We start from the raw sequence: 21,911 nt of genomic DNA, 5'->3' as shown, positions 1-21,911 counted from the left end.
CATTTACGTTCTTGTTTTCTATCCGTACTCTGAACAGGTTACGCTTGGGGTCGATGCCGTCATGGTGATCGCAGTCGGCCGGTCCACGTTCAAATCGCCATACTCGAGGACTGCACCGTATGTGACGGGTTCCGTGGCGAGGGCGTCCGCCATTCTGTTCTCACACACTTTCATTCCGCTTACGTTGAAGCGTCGGTAACCCGTGAAGATGTTTTCCGGGATGTTTGCCCCGTTGAATCTGTCTCCGATGATGTGAGACCGGTTAAAGAGAGCCTGGCCTTTCGAGTCCCTCACCCCGACGGGGAACCCCTGCGGGGTGAACACATCATCTGTGTCGCGCGATCTCGGAGGCTTGAGGTCGCGCGACACATAAGGGCTGTCGCTCCTGTGGCGTTCCCGTTCATGAGCGGGACATACACATACCGCTCTTCTCTTGGCTGGGATTCGCACCTGAAGCTGGGTCAGCATCGGCACCGATCACGACACCGCGGCGTTCGCCGTCGCCTCGATCCGACGCTGGTGGGACGCCCGCGGCAGGCACGACTACTCCGGCGCCCACCGGCTGCTGATCACCGCCGACGGCGGCGGCTCCAACGGCTACCGCACCCGCGGCTGGAAGACCCAACTCGCCGAGCTCTCTGCCGAGACCGGGCTTGAGGTCACGGTGTGTCACCTTCCGCCCGGCACCTCGACCATCACCGGATGGCTGGATCGATAGGGAGCGTGGGGGTGGCGGGCGATAACGCAGTCATGGCGGTTCAATACGTCAGCCACTCCGTACCGGGGATCAAGTCCTCGATCCAATCTTGGCCTCGCATGGCCCACTGAGGGGCAAGGAACAGGGGGCGACAGCAGGCGTGATCACCGTTCTGGTGGCAGCGCAGGATCAATCCCGGACTGAGGAGATACGGCTCCCGACCGTCCCGCAAGGTCACGCTCCGCACGACCAGCAGAAACGATCAGTTACCCAGCACGACATGCTGTGAGTGGCTTTCTGGATGGGTGATGTAGGCCGGCGTTTCGTGGGAAGCGCCGACCTTTCGGGTGTGCGGCGGGCAGGTCAGGTGAGCGCGTTGTAGATCGTCCAGCCGACGCCGATGTGGGTCCGGGTCCGGAAGGGCGCGTTGGCGTTGCGGGTGCCGGAGTAGAGCCCCAGGGCTCCGCTGCGGTCGGTGGCGAGCAGGTCGTTGATGCCGTCGCCGGTCGCGTCGCCGGTGCTGACGAGGCGGGTGTACGTGTTCCAGCCGCCGCCGACGCGGATGCGGGCGGCGTAGGGGGATTTGATGCTGGAGGTGCCGCGGTAGAGCCAGAGAACGCCGGTGGTGTCGCGGGCGAGCAGGTCCGCTTTGCCGTCGCCGGTGAGGTCCGCTCCGCCGGCGAGCTGGTTGTAGGTGTTCCAGCCGCCGCCGATGCGGGTCCGTGCGGTGAAGGGGGTGGTGGTGCTGTCGGTGCCGCGGTAGAGCCAGAGAACGCCGTCGTGGTCGCGTGCGATCAGGTCAGCCTTGTGGTCGCCGGTGATGTCGCCGGGCCCGGTGAGCTGGGTGTAGGTGTTCCAGCCGCCACCGACCTTGCTGCGGGCGGCGAACGGGTGGCTGATGTCGCCGGTGGCTTTGTAGAACCAGAGGATTCCGGCCTTGTCGCGGGCGACGAGATCACCCGTTCCGTCTGCCTTGAGGGTGGAGAGCTTGGTGAGGGTGTTGTACGTGTTCCAGCCGCCGCCGACCTGGGCGCGCCGGGTGTAGTGGGCGGGGTCGCTGGTCGTGCTGGCCTGGTACTGCCAGAGCACTCCGGAGCTGTCGCGGCCGTAGAACGCGGCCCGGTCGGCGGTGAAAACGAGGGTCTGGGGCCTGTTGCTGAGCTGGGTTCCGTTGGGATCGAGGGTCTGGAAGATGCCGGCGAGGTGTCCGGCGGGCAGGCCCCAGGATGCTGTGAAGCGCAGGTAGTCGCTGGTCTTGAGCGTGCCGGCGGGCCAGGTCTGCTCGGATATCTCCAGGTACACGGAGCCGTCGGCGCCGAGGGTCCAGGGACGGGTGCTGTAGGTGTTTCCGTCACTGGAGTACTGGACGTGCACGTCGCGGGCCAACTGGGCGGAGGTGTAGCCGGCCTTGGCGATCTGCTGCGCGGTGAACAGCAGCCGGAGCCGGGTGGAAGCCGGCGGGGTGCTCAGCTGCATGAGGGTGTCCAGACGGACCTCCGCAGCTCTTTCCGTTCCGGCCGCGACTGTGTACCTGTCCGGCGACTGCCAGTACGGGATCACGCTCGGCTTCCTTATGTGGATGCTGGCGTGCGCGGGATTGATCGGTATGCGGCTGCCGGTGGCGCCGTCGATGTAGTAGGCGTTGATATTGAGTCCATCGCCCACGTATCCGTCCGCGGTGACCTGGACGTGCAGCGAACCGGGTTCGAGATTGGCGCCGGGTATGCCGTCGTGGTCGCTGTCCTCCTTGCCGAAGCGGAAGGTGGCCAGGGAGTCGGAGGCGTAAACGGGCTCATGGGCCAGGACGGTCCCGGTGTCATCGGTGACGGTCAGGTGGGCCGCGTTCTCGGTACCTACATTGAGCTCGACGAAGCTGTCGGCGGAGGGCGGCGTGGTGAGGGTGATGTCGATGTCCTCGGGGGTACCGACCGTGTCGATGGTGTCCGAGGTGTGGAGGGTCATGGCGACTGCGACGGCGTTGGCCGTCGTCAGCGGAGTCAGGCCGAGTGCTGTGCCGAGGAGTGCCCCGGTGAGAGCGGCGCGGTGCCGCTTGGTGAGACGCATGACGAACCCTTTCGGAGTCAGCTGCCCGTCGGTGGCCAGGTAGCGGAGTAGCAGTGTCGTTCAGTCGGGGCGTGTTGGGAGAGGTATCTGGTGGAAGGCAGCGACGAGCCGTCGTGTTGTCAGGCCCTGCCCAGGGCCTGACAACACGAGGTCAGGTCAGCTCAGAGATCCGCGATCACTCCAGCCGCTGTTCCTACTATGGCTCGGCCGGCGAGGTCGGAGTGGAGCATGAGTTGCCCGGTGGAGGTGGTGGCCCAGATGTCGGCTTTGGCCTCGCCGTTGGCGGCGGGCACTGCCTCGATCAGCGGCCGGTTGGTGGGAGTTCAGACGGTGCCGATAAGGGACGAGGTCGTCGGGTCGATGATGCTGGTGCCGTCGCCGTTCTTGGCGAGCAGGCGGTTGCCGTCGGCGTCGTAGAGGTAGCTGGTGGTCTTGCCGCTCTCGGTGAGGGTGGCGAGGTGACCTTCGGCGTCCCAGGTGAGGTCCTGGCTGCGGGTGCCGATGACGCGCTTGGTGGTGTTGCCCGCGTTGTCGTAGGTGAAGGAGGACTTCTGGCCGTTGTTCACTCCGCCGCTGACGGTGGCTTCCTGGACGGCGTGGGGCAGTCCGGTCTTGGCGGCGGGGTGGGTGTAGGTGGTGGTGGCGTCGGTGCCCGTCTGGGTTCCGGTGCCGTGCTCGACGAGCTTGGTGCGGTTGCCCAGGGCGTCGTAGCCATAGGTCTGCCAGTACGTGTCCGGGCCGCCCACCGTCGTTGCGGAAGGAGCCGTCGAGCAGTCCGTCTTGGCCGTCCATGCCTCGGTCAGACGGCCGAGCGTGTCATTGCTGAAGCACTGGGTGTCGACGGTCCTGGCGGTGTCCTGTCCGCTGGCGGTGATGATGCCGGCGACGTTGCCTGCCTGGTCGTAGTTGTAGGTGCTGTCGTCGATGCGCTGCGGCGCCAGGTCCCGGTCGGCGGTCTGCCGGGTCATGAGGCCGGTGAACTCGTCATAGATCTGGGACTGGTAGACCTGCTTCCCCAGTACGCCGAACTCGGTGCGCGTGGGGCGGGAGAACACGTCGTAGAGCGTGTTGGAGACGAGTGTTGCGCCGGCTCGGCTGGTGCGGATCGGCAGGTCATCGCCGTTGTAGTTGACCGTCACTCGTTCCGAGGTGACGTCTCCGATCGCCGGGTTCATCGTCCAGTCGAGGAGCCCGGTTTCGGCGTTGTAGCCGTAGGTCCATCCGTAGCTTCCTGCCAGGCTGCCTGCGCCTGTGGGGATGGTGACGGTGGTGGAGGTGGGCTGGTAGCGGTCGGTGAATCCGCCGGTGGCGGTGGTGTAGGCAGCGCCGTCCGTGTAGCGGGTGCTGGAGGTCAGCTGGCCCTTGGCGAGCGTGTCGTAGGTCCACTTCGCCAGCGAGGTGCTGCCCTGCTTCAGTTCCGTCTGCCGGCCGAGTTTGTCGTAGACCGTGGTCAGCGTGGTGCCGCGCTCGTCGGTGCTGCTGGTTGCCTGGCCGGCGTTGTCGTAGCCGGTGGTGACCAAGCCCTTGTCCGGGTCGTCTGCCTTGATCTGCTGGCCGCGGCCGTCGAAGGTGTAGGTCCACTCGTTGCCGGACGGGTCGGTGACCTTGGCCGGCTGGTCGTACTTGCCGTAGCTGTACGTCGTCTTCTGCGACGTGGTGCGCGCGGCGTTCGTGTACTCCAGGAGATCCGTGGTGCGACCGAGTGCGTCCACGATGGTGGTCGTGGCGGTGGCGCCCGACGGGGGGATGACGGTGGTGCGGTCGCCGTCGTAGGTGGTGGTGGTGCGCCACTGCTCGTCGCCGAGCTTGCGGGAGATGGCTGCGGTCACCCGTCCGAGCGTGAAGCCGCACCACAGCCGGTGCAGAGACGTCTATGCCCCTGTGTAAGTACAGCAACGAACGGGCGGTGACCAGCATCATCCGGAGTCCGGTCGCTGCTGACAGTAGGCAGAGCAACTGCGCGGCGTCGGAGTGAAGTGCGGCGCCGGCCCAGAGGGACACAGCGGTGAGGGCGAGCCAGGCGGCTGCCTTGGCCAGGTACGCGTGGCGCTGGTTCATCTTCCACCGCCCGGGTTGTGCTGGTAAATGTCCGGAATGCCGTCGTGGTCGTCGTCCAGGTCTTCTGCCTTGCACAGGCGCCGGTAGATGCGGTCACGGCGTTTGAGGAGGATGGCTGCGACCGTGGCGGCGGTGAGGGAAGCCACGAGGACCGCGGCTTTGATGTGATCGGCCTGGGCCGGGTCGGGGAAGGAGAGTTCCCCGATCAGGAGTGCGACGGTGAACCCGATGCCGGCCAGGACCGAGAGGCCCAGTACGTCGGCCCATGCCAGGTCCGGGTTGAGCCGGGCCCGGGTGAAGCGGGCGGTGAGGTAGGTCCCGGCGAAGATCCCGACGGTCTTGCCCACCACCAGACCGACTATGACGCCCAGTGGCTCCGGGCGGGTGAACACCGCCTGCAGAGCCGCCGGAGAAACGCTGACACCTGCGGCGAACAGGGCGAACAGCGGGACGGCGACGCCTGCGGAGAACGGCCGCAACAGATGGGCGGTGCGGTCGCCGGGCGAGACCTTCTCGGCCCGCCGCCCCTCACCAGGGCCGTCCGGGGTGGTCCGGAGGATCAGCCCCATAGCGACCCCGGCGACCGTGGCGTGGATGCCGCCGTTGTACATCAGCACCCAGGTGACGACGCCCAGCGGCACGTACCACCACCAGCCGCGCACCCTCATGCGCTGCAGCAGCCAGAAGAGGACGAGACCGGCAACAGCGCCGGCCAGGGCCAGCAGGTTCAGATCACTGGTGAAGAACACAGCGATGATGAGAATGGCGCCGAGGTCGTCGACGACCGCCAGCGTGAGCAGAAAGGCGCGCAATGCGGAGGGCAGACTCGTGCTCAGCACCGCGAGTACGGCCAGTGCGAACGCGATGTCGGTCGCCATCGGAACGGCCCAGCCGGTCAGGGAACCGCCCGACGCCGACGAGACGGCGACGTACAGAACTGCGGGCACCGCCATGCCGCACAGGGCGGCGGCGACGGGCAAGGCCGCTGCGGCCGGAGTGCGGAGCTCCCCGACCACCAGTTCCCGCTTCAGTTCGATTCCGGCGACCAGGAAGAACACGGTGAGCAGACCATCCGAGGCCCAATGCCCCACAGACAGGTCCAGGCCCAGCCCCGGGATCCCGAGGTGGGCATCACGCATCGCCTCGTAAGCCCCGCTCCACGGGGTGTTCGCCCACACGAGGGCGACCAATGCGGCAACGAGCAGCACCAGGCCGCCGACCGTTTCGGTTCGCAGTGCTTCGGAGACGGCTCGGCGTTCGCCCCAGGGCAGCAGCCCAAGCAGCGTCGGACGTTCACGTTCGGCGTCGGACAAGACGTACCCCTCCGGGAGATGGACGACTGACGGAGACACCTGTCCCCTGAACGCCGACCAGACTTCCCGGCACACCAGCGCGAATTTTGACGCGTTGCTCACACCCTACCGAGCCCGGCCCGCCGCCACTCGGCCAGTTGAGCGAGCGCATGGGCAGCGGCCGCGTTACGCGCCTGGTCGCTGCTGCGAGCTCATCGACGATCACGGACGAGTTCCGCACAACGTCAAGACGCAACCGAAGCAATAGCGGGCGGCTTCGTGCACGCGTGAAAGGGCCAGAAGCGTCACGCGTACGCCGCTGGGATCCGCACCGAGACCGTGATCACTGTGTGGGGAGCCCCTCTGCGGCTCTTTCCGTCTCCTGCAGCACGACATCACCCGGGCCGTTGTCCGCGGTGTCCGGCACCGGCGACGCCCTGGACACCACCAACAGGACTGCTGTCATGACAAGGACGGGGCCGGTGAGGTGGCCCGGGGTGAGGAGGATGAAGATCAGGGCTCGCTGGCTGTTGCCGGCTGGAGTCGCGCTGGTCGCCGTGGCGCTCGGGGGTGAACACGCCGTCGAGAACGATCCGGTAGTCACCTTGAACGTGGTGCAGGAGGCGCCGGACGGCGCCTGCACAGTGCGCCGGCGGGACCCGCTCAACCGGCTCGACCCGCTGGAACGATGAGGTGGTGTTCAGCGGCGACGAGCCCGTGCTGGAACGGCTGCGATCCGGCGACAGGGTTACGGGCACGGTGTGGCATGGCGACGTGGTGGCCGTAGCCGCCCAGGGGGACGGCAGCCGGCAGGCGCAGACCCGGGAGATGATGCTGCCGGGTTCACCATTCTCGGGATCTTCATGGGCGTCAGCGGCGCCTTGGGCCTGCTGCACGCATGGCCCTGCCGTATCACCTCTCGGCGTACACGTGTTTCCGACCAGTGGTTGAACCCTGCCGCCTGGCTGGTCTCCGTTCTGATCACCGGGGCCTTCCTCCTGCGCGCGGCCTACGCCCCCGTCTGGTCCGCATGGGTCTGCGGTGCCGTGGCGGACGGTCGCCCTTCTCTGCGGGGTGTATCAGCAACGTCGCAGCAGCGGGCACTGAGGGCGAGCTCGGTCGGGGCGTTCGCGACCTCGATGTGGGCGTCACACAGCGGAGCAGGGTGTGCGCGGGCCTGCCAGGCCATGGCCTCGGCGACCTCGTGGGCGGCACCCGGAAGGCTCAGCGAGGAGCTGTGCTGCTTTGTCGGCCCCGCCGCCGGGTATCGCACGCCTGAGGTGCCCCTGGATGTCATGGCTCGTCATGATCATGGTTCGGCAGCCAGGGGGTTCGGGGTGTGTCGATGTGGCGACGCCCACCGTCCGGCTCCCCTGGCGCCTCAAGATCCAGCACCAGCGGTGTGCGGGCCCGGGGCTGTACCGTGCTGCCTCGAAATCCCCGGGGAGTTGATGTTCACACTAGCGGGGAGCGTCAGATTGGCGCACCTAATGCCCGCAGTGCCCGCTACGCGCAAAGGTCATTCGTCACGATTACCTCATGCAGGCTGCTGACCTGCGGAGACTGCCACATGCTCACTTTCCACACGTTTTACGATGACTCATCCGGTGAAGAACGCAGTGCCGGAAGCCGTCGCTCCTGGTTCAAAGTCCCAGAAAAGTCCCAGGGAATCCGTCACACCCCGCCTCAACTCGCATTTATGCAGTTCAGAAGGGGTGTGACGGTGGCATTTTTGCGGGCTTTCAGATGTCCCGGAAGATCTCGATCTGCGCCCCCACCGAGTTCAGCCGCTCCGCCAGTTCCTCGTAACCACGGTTGATCACATACACGTTGCGCAGTACGGAGGTCCCCTCGGCCGCCATCATCGCGAGCAGCACCACCACGGCCGGCCGCAGGGCCGGCGGGCACATCATCTCTGCCGCGCGCCAGCGGGTCGGGCCCTCGACCAGGACCCGGTGCGGGTCCAGGAGTTGGAGGCGGCCGCCGAGGCGGTTGAGGTCGGTGAGGTAGATCGCGCGGTTGTCGTAGACCCAGTCGTGGATCAGGGTCTGGCCGTGGGCCGAGGCGGCGATGGCCGCGAAGAACGGCACGTTGTCGATGTTGAGGCCCGGGAACGGCATCGGGTGGATCTTGTCGATCGGCGCCTCCAGTTTGGAGGGCCGGACCGTCAGATCCACCAGGCGGGTGCGGCCGTTGTCGGCTGCGTACTCCGCCGTGCGGGCGCAGTCGACGCCCATCTCCTCCAGGACCGCGAGCTCGATCTCCAGGAACTCGATCGGCACGCGGCGGATCGTCAGCTCGGACTCCGTCACGACGGCGGCGGCGAGCAGGCTCATCGCCTCGACCGGGTCCTCGGAGGGGGAGTAGTCGACGTCCACGTCGATGGTCGGCACCCCGTGCACGGTCAGCGTCGTCGTGCCGACGCCGTCCACCTGTACACCCAGGGCCTCCAGGAAGAAGCAGAGGTCCTGGACCATGTAGTTGGAGGACGCGTTGCGGATGACCGTGGTGCCGTCGTGGCGGGCGGCGGCCAGCAGCGCGTTCTCGGTCACGGTGTCGCCGCGCTCGGTCAGCACGATCGGGCGGCCGGGGGTGATGGAGTGGTCGACCTGGGCGTGGTAGATGCCCTCGGTCGCGGCGATCTCCAGCCCGAAGCGGCGCAGCGCGATCATGTGCGGCTCGATGGTTCGGGTGCCGAGGTCGCAGCCGCCCGCGTACGGCAGCTTGAAGCGGTCCATGCGGTGCAGCAGCGGCCCGAGGAACATGATGATCGACCGGGTCCGGCGGGCGGCGTCCGCGTCGATGGCGTCCATGTCGAGCTGAGCCGGCGGGACGATCTCCAGATCGGTGCCGTCGTTGATCCAGCGGGCGCGCACGCCGATGGAGTTCAGCACCTCCAGGAGGCGGTAGACCTCCTCGATCCTGGCCACCCGGCGCAGCACCGTACGTCCCTTGTTGAGCAGCGAGGCGCACAGCAGCGCCACACAGGCGTTCTTGCTGGTCTTGACGTCGATGGCCCCGGAGAGCCGGCGCCCGCCGACCACCCGCAGGTGCATGGGACCGGCGTAGCCGAGCGACACGATCTCGCTGTCGAGCGCTTCACCGATGCGCGCGATCATCTCAAGGCTGATATTTTGATTGCCGCGCTCGATGCGGTTCACGGCACTCTGGCTGGTGGCGAGCGCCTCGGCGAGCTGACTCTGTGTCCAGCCCCGGTGCTGACGGGCGTCACGGATGAGCTTGCCGATACGTACGAGGTAGTCATCTGACATACCGAAAGGCTATCTCAGATATGAGATGGGACTGTTGTGGGGGTGTGGTGTTCGGGTGACGGCTGGGGTGGGAACTGCGGAAATGGGGCGCGGCTGAGGGGCGCGGCTCAGCGCCGGACGTGCTGTCCACCCCCAGGATCCGCCCGCCCCATCGGTTCGGCACGCGGAGTGCGTCCATCGGGCCGGTAGGGAACCTGTGGACGGAGCGCTTCACCGCGATGCTCCCGGTGTCCTCGACGACGCCCGAACCGACTTCGGCCCGCGGGGAGTTGCCCGTGCCGGGCCTTGGCTAATCTGCACGGGTGACCACCGACCTGACCCTGCTGCCGCGTGTCGCCTATAGGGGACAGGAGCTCACCGCGCCCCGGCTCCGCGGACTCCTCGCGCTCCTCGCGGGCGACCTGCGCACGGGCTGCAGCAGCGGGCGGCTCGTGGAAGGGCTGTGGCCGGACGAGCTGCCGGAGCGGCCGGGAAAGGCGGTCCAGGTCCTCGTGTCCAGGGCGCGGTCGCTGCTGGGAGCCGACGTCATCGCCAGTACGCCGACAGGATACCGGCTCGCCCTGCCCGAGGAGCAGGTCGACGCCTCCGCCCTGCTGCTGCACGCCGCCGCGAGCGCGGACCGGGCCAGGGCCGGCGACCACGCCGGATCGCTCGCCGCGGCCGAGGCCGGGCTCGCGCTGTGGGCGGGCACAAAGGAAGAGGCCGGCGCCACCGACGACCCCGTGGCGGCGCTGCGCGCCGAGCGCGCCCCCGTCCGTGGCACGCTCGTCCGCGCCCGGGCCCTCGCGCTCGCCCGTCTCGGGAGGCACGCGGAGGCCGCCGGACCGCTGGCCGCGGCCGCCTCCGCGCACCCGCGCGACGAGGAGGTGCTCGCCGAACTCCTGCGCGGCGAGGCGGCGACGGCGGGCCCGTCGGCCGCGCTCACGCGGTACGAGGCCTACCGGGGCGAGCTCCGCGACGAACTCGGCACGGACCCGGGGGCGGCGCTCAAGGCCGTACAGCACGAGCTGCTCCGCGGCGAGGCGCCGCCGGTCAGGCACGGCGTACCGCACGAGCCGAATCCGCTGCTCGGCCGGGACGAGGACATCGCGGCGGTGCAGAGCCTGCTGCGCACCTCGCGCGTCGTCACCGTGGCCGGCCCCGGCGGCCTCGGCAAGACCCGGCTCTCGCACGCCGTCTGCCGCCGGGCCGAACAGCGCGTGGTGTACTTCGTGCCGCTCGCCGGCGTCACCGCGGACACGGACGTGGCCGCGGAAGTGGCCTCCGCGCTCGGCGCGGGCGCCATGAGCGGGCAGGGCGCGGCCGACCCGGCGGCCGCCGTCCTCGGCGTGCTCGGCTCCGGGCCCGCGCTCCTCGTCCTCGACAACTGCGAGCAGGTGATCCGGGGCGCAGCCGATCTCGTACGGGCCCTGGTCTCGTCCTCGAATAGCCTGCGGGTGCTCGCCACCAGCAGGGCCCCGCTGGGGCTCACCTCGGAAGCGGTGTACGCGCTGCCGGAACTCGGCACCGGCACCGCGGTCGAGCTGTTCACGCAGCGGGCCAGGGCCGCCAGACCCGGCGTGGAGCTGCTGCCGGACGCCGTGGCCGAGCTCTGCCGCCACCTCGAAGGGCTGCCGCTCGCCGTGGAACTGGCGGCGGCACGGGTGCGGGTGCTGTCAGTGCCGGAGATCGCCCGCCGCCTCGGCGACAGGTTCGCGCTCCTGCGCGGCGGGGCCCGGGACGCTCCCGAGCGCCACCGCACCCTGCACGCGGTCGTCGACTGGAGCTGGAACCTGCTGGAGGAGGACGCCAGGGCGGCGCTGCGCACGCTGTCCGTCTTCCCCGGCGGCTTCTGTGGTGAGGCGGCGGAGCACTTCCTCGGCGACGACGCGCTGTTCCTGCTGGAACAGCTGACCGATCAGTCGCTGCTCACCGTGGCCGACACCCCGGCCGGCGCGCGGTTCCGGATGCTGGAGACCGTACGGGAGTTCAGCGCGGCCCGTCGCGCGGAGGCGGGGGAGGACGAGGAGGCCATCGGCCGGCTCCTCGCCTGGGCGCGGGACTTCGGAGTCACGCACCACGACTGGTTCTTCAGCCCGCGGCCGCGGGCCGCCTGGGAGCGGATCAGGCCCGAGCAGGACAATCTCGTCCTCGCCCTGCGGCACGCCCTGGCCCGCGAGGACGCCTGCACCGTCGCCGCCCTCACCGCCGTCCTCGCCGCCCTGTGGTCCACCGACTCCGGCTTCCCCCGCCTCGCCGCCCTTGCCTCGGACACCGGCCCGCTCCTCTCGCACTACCACCCCGAACCCGCGCACGTCGAAGTCGCCCGCGCCGCCGCCGCGATGTGTACGGCGGGCCTGTTCATGGCCCACGGGCCGGTCGCCGTACGACAGCTCGTCACCCTCCGCCGGCTGCCCACGGCTCCACCGGACACCCTCCTGCGGGCCATCGCGACCGTGCTGGGCGCGATACCCGAGATGCTGCCTCCCGGCCACGACGCGTTGCGCAGGCTCTGCGCCGGCGAGCAGCCGCTGGTCGCCGGAGTCGCCGAGTCCATCGCCACGTACGTCTGGGAGTACGAGCACGACATCGACCGCGCGCTCGCCTCGGCCCGCCGGATACTCACCGAACTGGCCCCGGTCGAGAGCCCGTCCATGCAGCTCATGGGGCACTCCCGGCTCAGCGAGCTGTGCCTGCGGACGGGGCGCGGCGAAGAGGCCTACGAGCACCTCCGGGCGACGCTCGAGGTGGTGCCGCGGCTCGGCGACGGGCACGACTACCTCTTCATCCGCAGGAGCCTCGTCCTCGCCTGTCTGCACCGCGGCGATCCCGAGGAGGCCGAGTACTGGCTGCGGCAGGCGGAGCACGACAACACCCCGCAGCAGGACTCCTTCTACCGGCCGGACCTCGCAGGGCGGGCCGAGATCGCGCTCGCCCGCGGGCTGACGGAGGTCGGGCTCGGCCTGTGGCGAGGCGCCGTCGAGCGGATGTCCGAGGCCGGCGCGGAGCGGGGCGAGGACCTCTGGCTCGATCCGTCGGCACTGCAGTTCCAGTCGGCGGCGGTGACGGCGCATGCCCACGCCGACCGTCTCGGACTGGTCGCGGAGCCGCTCGCCCGGCTGCGCAAGGGGCTGGAGACCCTGCTCTCGGGTCCGTCCGGCTCGCCCTGGCAGCTCCCGGTGTTCGGGACGGTGCTGCACGCCCTCGGCCTGGCGGGGCTCGCCCCGGGCGGGGACGATGCCGCGGCTGTACGGATGCTCGCACTGGCCGAACGGCTCGGGGTGATGCGTGACTTCCAGCCGACGATGTCTGCGGACCGTGCCCGGGAGGCGGCCGAGAACGCCGACCGGGCGGCCTACGCCGACGCGATGTCGGAGTATGCCGCCCTGGATCGTGACGAGCTGTGGGACGCGGCCCGTGCGCTTACTTCGGGTCGCGGTTGAACTGGGCCATCGACCAGCGGTAGCCGAGCACGGACAGGCCGACGCACCAGGCGATCGCGATCCAGCCGTTGTTGCCGATCTCGGTGCCGAGGAGGAGTCCGCGCAGGGTCTCGATGGCGGGGGTGAAGGGCTGGTACTCGGCGATCGGCCGGAACCAGCCGGGCATCGTGCCGGCCGGGATGAAGGCGCTGGAGATGAGCGGCAGCAGGATCAGCGGCATGGCCATGTTGCCGGCGGCCTCGGCGTTCGGACTGGCCATGCCCATCCCGACCGCGATCCAGGTGAGCGCCGTGGCGAACAGCGCGAGCAGCCCGAACGCCGCCAGCCACTCCAGGGCCGTGGCGTCCGTGGAGCGGAAGCCGATGGCCACGGCGACCGCCCCGACGAGGAGCAGGCTGGCGAGTACCTGCAGCACACTGCCGACGACGTGCCCGACGATCACCGAGCCGCGGTAGATCGCCATCGTGCGGAAGCGGGCGATGAGGCCCTCGGACATGTCGGTGGAGACGGAGACCGCGGCTCCGATCACGGTGGATCCGATGGTCATCATCAGAATGCCCGGAACGATGTAGGCGATGTAGTCGGAGCGGTCCGCGCTGCCGCCGCCGATGCCGGCGCTCATGACGTCGCCGAAGATGTAGACGAACAGCAGGAGCAGCATGATCGGGGTGAGGAGCAGGTTCAGCGTGAGGGAGGGGTAGCGCCGGGCGTGGAGGAGGTTGCGGCGCAGCATCGTCGACGAGTCGCGGACGGTGTGGGCGAAGGTGCTCATCGGGCTGTCTCCTTGGACGGGGCGGTCTGGCTCGGCACGCTGGAGCCGGTGAGGGCGAAGAAGACGTCGTCGAGGTCGGGGGTGTGGACGGTGAGTTCGTCGGCTTCGATGCCGGTGGCGTCGAGCCAGTCGAGGATGGCGCGCAGTTCGCGCTGGGAGCCGTCGCTGGGGATCTGCAGCGACAGGGCCTCGTCGTCCTGGGTTCCCTCGCGCAGGGCGATGGCGGCGGAGCGGTAGGTGTCGGGGTCGGTGAAGCGGAGGCGGACGTGTCCGCCGGGGATGAGGCGCTTGAGTTCGTCGGCGGTGCCTTCGGCGGCGATTTTGCCGTTGTTGAGTACGGCGATGCGGTCGGCGAGTTCGTCGGCTTCTTCGAGGTATTGGGTGGTGAGGAGGACGGTGACGCCGTCGGTGACGAGTGCGCGGATGATGCCCCACATGGTGTGGCGGGAGCGGGGGTCGAGGCCGGTGGTGGGTTCGTCGAGGAAGATGATTCTGGGGTTGCCGACGAGGGTCATGGCGATGTCGAGGCGGCGTTTCATGCCGCCGGAGTAGGTGGAGGCGGGCTTCGATGCGCTGTCGGTGAGGTCGAAGCGTTCGAGGAGTTCGGCGGCGACCCGTCGTCCTTCCTGCTTGGGCAGGTGGTGGAGGTCGGCCATGAGGAGCATGTTCTCCTCGCCGGTGATGAGGTTGTCGACGGCGGAGAACTGTCCGGTGACGCCGATGGCTGCGCGTACGGCTTGGGGGTCGGTGGCCAGGTTGTGGCCGCCGACGTGCAGGTCGCCGGCGTCGGCGGTGACGAGGGTGGAGAGGATCTTCACGGCGGTGGTCTTGCCGGCACCGTTCGGACCGAGCAGCGCGAAGACGGTACCGGCCGGCACCGCGAGGTCGATGCCGTCGAGGACCGTCTTGTCCCCGTAGGCCTTGCACAGTCCCTTGGCCGCGATGGCGAGAGAGTGCGGAGTCGTTGTCGTCATGCCGAGGAGGTTGCGGCAGGCCGCATTCAGCGCGGTTTCACGACGGTTTCAGCGCTCTGAAACCGTCGGTGGAGCGGTCCTGAAACCGTCGGTGGAGCGGTCCTGAAGCCGTCGGTGGAGCGCCCTGAAACCGTTGGTGGAGGGCCGGCCCGGGGGGTCCCCTGCCTCCGGTGGCAGCGCTGCGCCTTCGGCGCGCGAGTTTTGGGCACGCCCTGACATGACCCGTCAGCGGCCATGTACTAGAGTTATCTCGACATCGAGATATATGCCGAAGGCGCACAGAGGGCCGCCGCACAGTAAGGGTTACCTAACTAACCCTTACCTTAGCGGATGGCCGGGTGGCCGAAGGCGGCACCACGCGGCGCCCGCCGAAGTGAGGCGCGGCGCGGAGTTACGCGCACATTGATGAAGGAGACTGTCGTGTCGGCGAACAGCTTCGACGCCCGCAGCACGCTGCGCGTGGGCGACGAGTCGTACGAGATCTTCAAGCTGGACAAGGTCGAGGGCTCCGCGCGCCTCCCTTACAGCCTGAAGGTGCTGCTGGAGAACCTGCTCCGCACGGAGGACGGCGCGAACATCACCGCCGACCACATCCGGGCGCTCGGCGGCTGGGACTCCCAGGCTCAGCCCAGCCAGGAGATCCAGTTCACGCCGGCCCGCGTGATCATGCAGGACTTCACCGGTGTGCCGTGTGTCGTCGACCTCGCCACCATGCGTGAGGCCGTCAAGGAGCTCGGCGGTGACCCGGCGAAGATCAACCCGCTGGCCCCGGCCGAGCTGGTCATCGACCACTCCGTCATCGCCGACAAGTTCGGCACCAACGACGCGTTCGCGCAGAACGTCGAGCTGGAGTACGGCCGCAACAAGGAGCGTTACCAGTTCCTGCGCTGGGGCCAGACCGCCTTCGACGAGTTCAAGGTCGTCCCCCCGGGCACCGGCATCGTCCACCAGGTCAACATCGAGCACCTGGCCCGCACGGTCATGGTCCGCAACGGTCAGGCGTACCCCGACACCCTCGTCGGCACCGACTCGCACACCACGATGGTCAACGGCCTCGGTGTGCTGGGCTGGGGCGTCGGCGGCATCGAGGCCGAGGCCGCGATGCTCGGGCAGCCGGTCTCCATGCTCATCCCGCGCGTCGTCGGCTTCAAGCTGACCGGCGAGCTCCCGGCCGGCACCACCGCCACCGACCTCGTGCTGACCATCACCGAGATGCTCCGCAAGCACGGCGTCGTCGGCAAGTTCGTCGAGTTCTACGGTGAGGGCGTCGCCGCCACCTCCCTCGCGAACCGCGCCACCATCGGCAACATGTCGCCGGAGTTCGGCTCCACCGCCGCGATCTTCCCGATCGACGACGAGACGCTGAAGTACCTCCGTCTCACCGGCCGCGACGCCCAGCAGGTCGCGCTCGTCGAGGCGTACGCCAAGGAGCAGGGCCTCTGGCTCGACCCGGCAGCCGAGCCCGACTTCTCCGAGAAGCTGGAGCTCGACCTCTCCACGGTCGTCCCCTCCATCGCCGGCCCGAAGCGCCCGCAGGACCGCATCGTCCTCGCGAACGCCAAGGCCAAGTTCGCCGAGGACGTGCGCAACTACGTCACGGACGACATGGAGGCGAGCAAGGAGTCCTTCCCGGCCTCCGACGCCCCGGCCGTGTCCCCCAACGGCGTCCCGTCCAACCCGGTCACCGTGACCGCCCCCGACGGCACCACGTACGAGCTGGACCACGGCGCCGTCACCGTCGCCGCGATCACCTCCTGCACCAACACCTCGAACCCGTACGTCATGGTCGCCGCGGCGCTCGTGGCGAAGAAGGCCGTGGAGAAGGGCCTGACCCGCAAGCCGTGGGTCAAGACCACCCTCGCCCCGGGCTCGAAGGTCGTCACCGACTACTTCGACAAGGCGGGCCTGACCCCGTACCTCGACAAGGTCGGCTTCAACCTCGTCGGCTACGGCTGCACCACCTGCATCGGCAACTCCGGCCCGCTGCCGGAAGAGGTCTCCAAGGCGGTCAACGACCACGACCTGGCCGTGACTTCGGTGCTCTCCGGCAACCGTAACTTCGAGGGCCGGATCAACCCCGACGTCAAGATGAACTACCTGGCGTCCCCGCCGCTGGTCGTCGCGTACGCCATCGCCGGTTCGATGAAGGTCGACATCACCAAGGACGCCCTCGGCGCCGACCAGGACGGCAAGCCCGTCTTCCTCGCCGACATCTGGCCCACCGAGGCCGAGGTGAACGACGTCGTCGCCAACTCCATCGGCGAGGACATGTTCAACAAGTCCTACCAGGACGTCTTCGCGGGCGACGCCCAGTGGCAGGCGCTCTCGATCCCGACCGGCAACACCTTCGAGTGGGACGCCGAGTCGACGTACGTCCGTAAGCCCCCTTACTTCGAGGGCATGACGATGGAGACCACCCCGGTCTCCGACATCACGGGCGCGCGCGTCCTCGCGAAGCTGGGCGACTCGGTCACCACCGACCACATCTCCCCGGCCGGTGCGATCAAGGCCGACACCCCGGCCGGCAAGTACCTCACGGAGCACGGCATCGAGCGCCGTGACTTCAACTCCTACGGCTCGCGCCGTGGTAACCACGAGGTCATGATCCGCGGCACGTTCGCCAACATCCGCCTGCGCAACCAGATCGCGCCGGGCACCGAGGGCGGCTTCACCCGCGACTTCACCCAGGCCGACGGCCCGGTGTCGTTCATCTACGACGCCTCGCAGAACTACCAGGCCGCCGGCACCCCGCTCGTCATCCTGGCGGGCAAGGAGTACGGCTCCGGCTCCTCCCGCGACTGGGCGGCCAAGGGCACCGCGCTTCTGGGCGTCAAGGCAGTCATCGCCGAGTCCTACGAGCGCATCCACCGCTCGAACCTCATCGGCATGGGCGTCCTCCCGCTCCAGTTCCCCGAGGGGCAGACCGCCGAGTCCCTGGGCCTGACGGGCGAGGAGACCTTCTCCTTCACCGGCGTGACCGAGCTGAACGACGGCACGACCCCGCGCACGGTCAAGGTCACCACCGACACCGGTGTCGAGTTCGACGGCGTCGTCCGCATCGACACCCCCGGTGAGGCGGACTACTACCGCAACGGCGGCATCCTGCAGTACGTGCTCCGCAGCCTGATCCGCAAGTAGGCACCAGCGGCAGTACGGCGAGAGGGCCGCACCCCCGGCGACGGGGGTGCGGCCCTCTCTCATGCTGCGGGAGTGACTACCGGGCTCAGAAGAGGAAGCGGTAGCTGTTCCAGCCGCTCGCGCCGATCTTCACGCGGCCGCCGAAGGGGGCCGAAGCGTTGCCGGTGCCCTTGTACAGGTACAGCGCGCCGGTCTTGTCGCGGGCGACGAGGTCGGTGCGGCCGTCCTGGGTGATGTCACCGGTGGAGACGAGCTGGTTGTACGTGTTCCAGCCCGCTCCGATCTTGGTGCGGGTGGTGAAGGGGGTCTTGTAGTTGCCGGTGCCCTTGTAGAGCCACAGGACGCCGGCCGCGTCGCGGGCGACGAGGTCGTTCCTGCCGTCGCCGCTCAGGTCACCGTTGCCGGCGATCTGGTTGTAGATGTTCCAGCCGCTGCCGACCTTGTAGCGGCTCGTCAGCTTGCCCGTGCCGAGGCCCAGGTAGAGGTAGAGCGAGCCACCACTGTCACGGCCGAGCAGGTCGCCGGCGCCGGCGCCGCCGATGTTTCCGGGCGAAACCAGCTTGTTGTAGATGTTCCAGCCGGTACCGACCTTGGACGGCGTCGTGGCGTCGAAGTTCAGGTACCCGAGGTATCCGTTGGACTCGCGGAACCAGATGCCGTCGGCGTCACCGCTGGTCTTCGGCACGTTGGAGACCTGGAGGAGGCTGGAGACACCGTCCCAGCCCGAGCCCGTGTGCTCGCGGGAGGTGATTCCGCCCTTGCCGTTCGAACGGTACGCGTACACGTCGCCGCCGGTGGTGACGCCGAGCAGCGCGAAGTTGGGGGTGACGGTCGCGGCGGCGGCGGCCGTCGTCGCCGCGGCCGGTGCTTCGGCCGGCGAGCCGAGCGACGGCTGCGGGGAGTCGGCGGCGACGGCGGAGGTGCCGGTGCCGACGAGGGCGGCGGTCATCGCCGCGGCTGCCACGCGGGCGGCTATGCGTCTGTGCTTACGGCCAGAGGTTTTGGCCACGAAGTACTCCATGGATCTAGATGAAGGGTGGCCCGCCCGTCCCGAGCTGGGAGGGCAGGCCACGGGTTTCATCCGAATCCTGTCATGACTTCGGTTGTGAAACCTTCACTTTTTGGTCAGAAGATAAGACGGTAGGTGTTCCAGCCACCGGTACCGATCTGCACGCGGGCCCCGTACGGGGCCGCGGCCTTGCCCGTGCCCTTGTAGAGGTACAGCGCACCCGCGGCGTCGCGGCCGATGAGGTCGGTCCTGCCGTCCAGGTCGATGTCGCCGGGGGCGAAGACGGTGTTGTACGCGTTCCAGCCACCGCCGACCTTGGTGCGGGCGGTGAACGGGGCCTTGTAGTTGCCGGTTCCCTTGTAGAGCCACAGGACGCCCGACTTGTCGGCGGCGACGATGTCGCTCTTGCCGTCGCCGGTCAGGTCGCCGTTGCCCGCGAGTTGCGTGTACGCGTTCCAGCCACCGCCGACCTTGTACCGCTGGGTGACGGTGCCGTCGCCGTAACCCAGGTACAGGTACAGGTTTCCGGCGGCGTCGCGGCCGAGGAGGTCACCGGCCTCGCCGCCGCCGACGTTGCCCGCGGAGACGAGCTTGTTGTAGATGCCCCAGCCGTGGCCGACGTTCTTGAGGTCGGAGTTGTCGTTGGCGGCGTAGCTGAGCGCGCCCGCGGCGTTGGTCTGCCAGCGGCCGTCGGGGAGACTGTCCGCGTTGCTGTCCACGAGGCCGAGGAACTTGGTGTCCTTCCAGCCCGTGTCGAACGGGACGCGGGCCTGCAGGCCGCCTTCGCCGTTCGGCGCGTAGTAGTACGAGGCGCCCGTGCTGTCCACGCCCGTGATGCCGTACATGGGCGCATCGCCCACCTCCGCGGCGAAGGCGGACGCGCCGGTGCCGACGAGGGCCGCGGTTATCGCCGCGGCGGCGAGACGGGTGGTCGCCCGCCCGGACAGACGGCCGGAGATCTTGGCCACGTGTGTGCTCCATGGGTGGTGGGGTGAGGCGTGACGCGCCGCGGGATACGGGGACACGCCACGGAATTGAGGGTGATCCTTTCACGAGTCCCTCACCGCTCCAAGGGTTTGACGGAAAGGGGCCAAGGTCACATCTCCGCCCGGCCGCCCGGGCGTTGCGGCAAGAGCCCAGCTCAGGGCCGGGCGGAGAAAGCGGACGGCACCCCTCCGGTGTCACCGGCCGTGGTGAGCCGGTGAATACCGTGCAACTGCGTCATCACGTCCCGCAGCGACCGGCAGTCCCGGGGACCCGGCCCCGGTGCCGGCCGCGCGACGCGGTGGCCGTCCTCCAGGGCGTCCGCCAGCACGGACAGCGCCGTCGTCACCCGTTCCACCTCGCCGGACGAGGGCCGCGGCACCCCGTTGCCGACCCGCAGCGCGCACGCGGTCGCCGCGTCGACGACCAGCTCGGCGGCCACCGTCACCGCCGACCAGTCGTGGCGCCGCTCGCCGAACGGCCCCGGCAGCTCGGCCGCTACGGTCTCCGCCGCGGCCCGGGCCTCTGCCAGCGCCCGGTACGAGGCGCCGCGCAGCGCCAGCCCCTGTACGTCGCCGCGCTGGCGGTCCCCGGCCGGGTCCGGCGCGTCCAGCACATGGCGCAGATACCGCTCCGTGCACCGCAGGGTGACGGCGAACCGGTGGCCGACCCGCACCCGGGGGTCGGTCACCCGCGGCAGATGGCCGACGAGCAGCACGATGACGCAGGCCAGGAACGTCTCCAGCAGCCGGGACGCCGCGGCCTCGGTGTCGCCCGCGGTGTGCACGAACGACAGCACCAGCACGGTGATCACCGCGGTCTGGAACGCGAAGTGGCGGGTGGACAGGGGCACCAGGGCCCCGGCCACGACGACCGCCGCCACGACGAGCGGCCGGCCGAGACCGCCGGCCGCGGCCATGAGCGCCACGAACACGAGGACGCCGGCCACGGTCCCCGCGAACCGGTTCACCACCCGCGAGAACAGCGGACCCATGTCCGGCTTCACCAAGAACGCCGCGGTGGCCGGCAGCCAGTACCAGTGGTCCTCGTGCAGCAGCAGCGCGACGGCGGCCGTGACCGAGACGCAGAGCGCCACCCGCAGCCCGTACTCACGCCCGGCCGCTGTGAACAGACCCGGGCGCAGACGTCGTTCCGTGCCGGTGGCCCGAGGACGTGCCGGGCCGTGCGGGGCAGGCGCGCCGGTCGTCGTCCGGTCGAAGACCACCGCGGCCTCCAGCACCGCCCGGTCGAAGGCGAGGCGTTCGACGGTGTCGGGCCGCGGGCTCGGCAGCGTACCCGCCGGTCCGCCGGAGCGGACCGCCGCGGCCAGCCGGCGGGGGCCCTCGGCCACGGCGTCCGGGACGGGCCGGCCCTCCCACAGCAGCGCGATGCTCGCCTCGCAGAGCGCGACCCCCGAGCCGAAACGCTCGGCGAGGACATGAGCCGCTCCACCGGACCGGCGCGGCCACGGGAGCAGCCGCATCAGCCGCAGCGCCTCGTCCGCCTGCTGCTGCGCGGCGACGAGCGCGCGCCGCGCGGAGAGCGCGCCCGGCCCGCCGAGTGCGCCCAGCGCGTCCGCGAGCGCGTCGAACACGGCGGCGACTGCCTCGCGTTCGCCGCTCCACCGCGTCGCCTCCCGCGACCGCGGGGTGCGCAGCAGCAGCCGCAGGACGACCAGCCAGAGCGCACCGGCCAGGAAGCACAGCGCCTTCAGCCATGCCGGCCCGCCCAGCGGCATCCCCATGCCGATCGTCGTGGCGACCAGCATCTGCAGCGCGGCCGCCGACCACACGGCGCCCCTGGCACTCAGCGCCCCCGAAACCCAGCCCACCAGGAAGAGCACGGGGACCGCCGCCCACCGCCCCGCCGACTCCGCGACCAGCGCGCCGGCGAGCAGCCCAAGCGATCCGGCCGCGGCCGGCAAACCTATGTGGACGAGCCCCTTGCGACGGGTGCCCGGCCGGTCGTTGACCCCCGCGAGCATCGCCCCGAGCGCGGCGAGGACACCCGCTCCCGGCTGCCCGGCGGCGATACCGGCCCCGAGCAGGGGACCCGCGCCGAGCGCGCCGCGCACCATCGCCGTACGGGGCACGGGGGCGCGGCGCAGCCGCGTCACATGGGCGAGCCAGATGGGAGCACGGCGCCCGGACCTCGTGCTCTGGGCCAGGATTGCCGGAACGCGCACCGCGGACCTCCTCGTTCACCGGCCGGACCATGGGTCCGGGGGCG

Annotated in this window: 13 protein-coding genes and 1 pseudogene; 4 read left to right on the top strand and 10 right to left on the bottom strand. The window is 69.5% G+C overall.

All coding sequences use genetic code 11. The features are described from left to right. Positions 1 to 18: 18 nt before the first annotated feature. Positions 19 to 468 carry a DNA/RNA non-specific endonuclease gene (locus ABTX18_RS27825; protein ID WP_352125497.1) on the bottom strand — a complete coding sequence of 150 codons (450 nt, stop codon included), beginning with the start codon at positions 466 to 468 and terminating at the stop codon, positions 19 to 21. Between ABTX18_RS27825 and ABTX18_RS27820 the strand changes: the two are divergent. Beyond that, positions 458 to 691 (top strand): annotated as a pseudogene (locus tag ABTX18_RS27820) (ISAzo13-like element transposase-related protein); the annotation flags it as partial. The gene ABTX18_RS27825 and the pseudogene ABTX18_RS27820 overlap by 11 nt on opposite strands. Before the next feature lie 369 nt (positions 692 to 1,060). Here the strand turns inward: ABTX18_RS27820 and ABTX18_RS27815 are convergent. From ABTX18_RS27815 to nhaA, 3 genes are all read right to left on the bottom strand, one after another. Next, entirely contained in the window at positions 1,061 to 2,761 is a 1,701-nt protein-coding gene (locus tag ABTX18_RS27815; protein ID WP_352125496.1) for an FG-GAP repeat domain-containing protein, read from the bottom strand. Positions 2,762 to 3,084: 323 nt separating this feature from the next. Beyond that, a complete protein-coding gene (locus ABTX18_RS27810) occupies positions 3,085 to 4,590 on the bottom strand; it encodes an RHS repeat domain-containing protein (protein WP_352125495.1) in 1,506 nt (501 codons plus the stop codon). A gap of 225 nt (positions 4,591 to 4,815) precedes the next feature. Next, the gene (gene nhaA / locus ABTX18_RS27805) at positions 4,816 to 6,132 is read right to left on the bottom strand and encodes a Na+/H+ antiporter NhaA (protein ID WP_352125494.1); all 1,317 of its coding nucleotides are present in this window, start codon (positions 6,130 to 6,132) and stop codon (positions 4,816 to 4,818) included. A gap of 485 nt (positions 6,133 to 6,617) precedes the next feature. On the opposite strand from nhaA, the gene ABTX18_RS27800 reads away from it, so the two are divergent. Next, positions 6,618 to 6,803: a hypothetical protein gene (locus ABTX18_RS27800; RefSeq protein WP_352125493.1), complete on the top strand. Its 186-nt coding sequence runs from the start codon at positions 6,618 to 6,620 to the stop codon at positions 6,801 to 6,803. Positions 6,804 to 7,853: 1,050 nt separating this feature from the next. On the opposite strand, the gene ABTX18_RS27795 is transcribed toward ABTX18_RS27800, so the two are convergent. Beyond that, complete coding sequence (locus ABTX18_RS27795; RefSeq protein ID WP_352125492.1) at positions 7,854 to 9,383, bottom strand: helix-turn-helix domain-containing protein; 1,530 nt, start codon at positions 9,381 to 9,383, stop codon at positions 7,854 to 7,856. 302 nt (positions 9,384 to 9,685) lie between these two features. On the opposite strand from ABTX18_RS27795, the gene ABTX18_RS27790 reads away from it, so the two are divergent. Beyond that, positions 9,686 to 12,805: an ATP-binding protein gene (locus tag ABTX18_RS27790; protein ID WP_352125491.1), complete on the top strand. Its 3,120-nt coding sequence runs from the start codon at positions 9,686 to 9,688 to the stop codon at positions 12,803 to 12,805. Here the strand turns inward: ABTX18_RS27790 and ABTX18_RS27785 are convergent. After that, positions 12,786 to 13,577: an ABC transporter permease gene (locus ABTX18_RS27785; protein WP_352125490.1), complete on the bottom strand. Its 792-nt coding sequence runs from the start codon at positions 13,575 to 13,577 to the stop codon at positions 12,786 to 12,788. The genes ABTX18_RS27790 and ABTX18_RS27785 overlap by 20 nt on opposite strands. Further along, entirely contained in the window at positions 13,574 to 14,551 is a 978-nt protein-coding gene (locus tag ABTX18_RS27780) for an ATP-binding cassette domain-containing protein (protein ID WP_352125489.1), read from the bottom strand. The genes ABTX18_RS27785 and ABTX18_RS27780 overlap by 4 nt, the downstream gene beginning before the upstream one ends. 420 nt (positions 14,552 to 14,971) lie before the next feature. On the opposite strand from ABTX18_RS27780, the gene acnA reads away from it, so the two are divergent. Continuing rightward, positions 14,972 to 17,689 (top strand): aconitate hydratase AcnA, encoded by a 2,718-nt coding sequence (gene acnA / locus ABTX18_RS27775; protein WP_352125488.1) that lies wholly within the window; start codon positions 14,972 to 14,974, stop codon positions 17,687 to 17,689. 85 nt (positions 17,690 to 17,774) lie between these two features. On the opposite strand, the gene ABTX18_RS27770 is transcribed toward acnA, so the two are convergent. The 3 genes from ABTX18_RS27770 to ABTX18_RS27760 all read right to left on the bottom strand — a co-directional run bounded on the left by ABTX18_RS27770 (position 17,775) and on the right by ABTX18_RS27760 (position 21,867). Beyond that, positions 17,775 to 18,698: an FG-GAP repeat domain-containing protein gene (locus tag ABTX18_RS27770; RefSeq protein WP_352125487.1), complete on the bottom strand. Its 924-nt coding sequence runs from the start codon at positions 18,696 to 18,698 to the stop codon at positions 17,775 to 17,777. Positions 18,699 to 18,814: 116 nt separating this feature from the next. Beyond that, positions 18,815 to 19,666 (bottom strand): FG-GAP repeat domain-containing protein, encoded by an 852-nt coding sequence (locus tag ABTX18_RS27765; protein ID WP_352125486.1) that lies wholly within the window; start codon positions 19,664 to 19,666, stop codon positions 18,815 to 18,817. A gap of 173 nt (positions 19,667 to 19,839) precedes the next feature. Beyond that, positions 19,840 to 21,867 carry an FUSC family protein gene (locus ABTX18_RS27760; RefSeq protein WP_352125485.1) on the bottom strand — a complete coding sequence of 676 codons (2,028 nt, stop codon included), beginning with the start codon at positions 21,865 to 21,867 and terminating at the stop codon, positions 19,840 to 19,842. Positions 21,868 to 21,911: the final 44 nt, after the last annotated feature.

The sequence above is a fragment of the Streptomyces sp. NPDC096323 genome (assembly GCF_040302845.1).
Classification (GTDB): Bacteria; Actinomycetota; Actinomycetes; order Streptomycetales; family Streptomycetaceae; genus Streptomyces.
The sequence above is the reverse complement of the archived record's forward strand: the minus strand, read 5'-3'. Positions and strand labels throughout refer to the sequence as shown.

What these genes read in the sequence shown, in the direction of transcription:
- ABTX18_RS27785 (WP_352125490.1), bottom strand. Translation starts at nt 13,577, where the DNA reads ATGAGCACCTTCGCCCACACCGTCCGCGACTCGTCGACGATGCTGCGC.
- ABTX18_RS27825 (WP_352125497.1), bottom strand. Translation starts at nt 468, where the DNA reads ATGCTGACCCAGCTTCAGGTGCGAATCCCAGCCAAGAGAAGAGCGGTA.
- ABTX18_RS27800 (WP_352125493.1), top strand. Translation starts at nt 6,618, where the DNA reads ATGAAGATCAGGGCTCGCTGGCTGTTGCCGGCTGGAGTCGCGCTGGTC.
- ABTX18_RS27795 (WP_352125492.1), bottom strand. Translation starts at nt 9,383, where the DNA reads ATGTCAGATGACTACCTCGTACGTATCGGCAAGCTCATCCGTGACGCC.
- ABTX18_RS27780 (WP_352125489.1), bottom strand. Translation starts at nt 14,551, where the DNA reads ATGACGACAACGACTCCGCACTCTCTCGCCATCGCGGCCAAGGGACTG.
- ABTX18_RS27815 (WP_352125496.1), bottom strand. Translation starts at nt 2,761, where the DNA reads ATGCGTCTCACCAAGCGGCACCGCGCCGCTCTCACCGGGGCACTCCTC.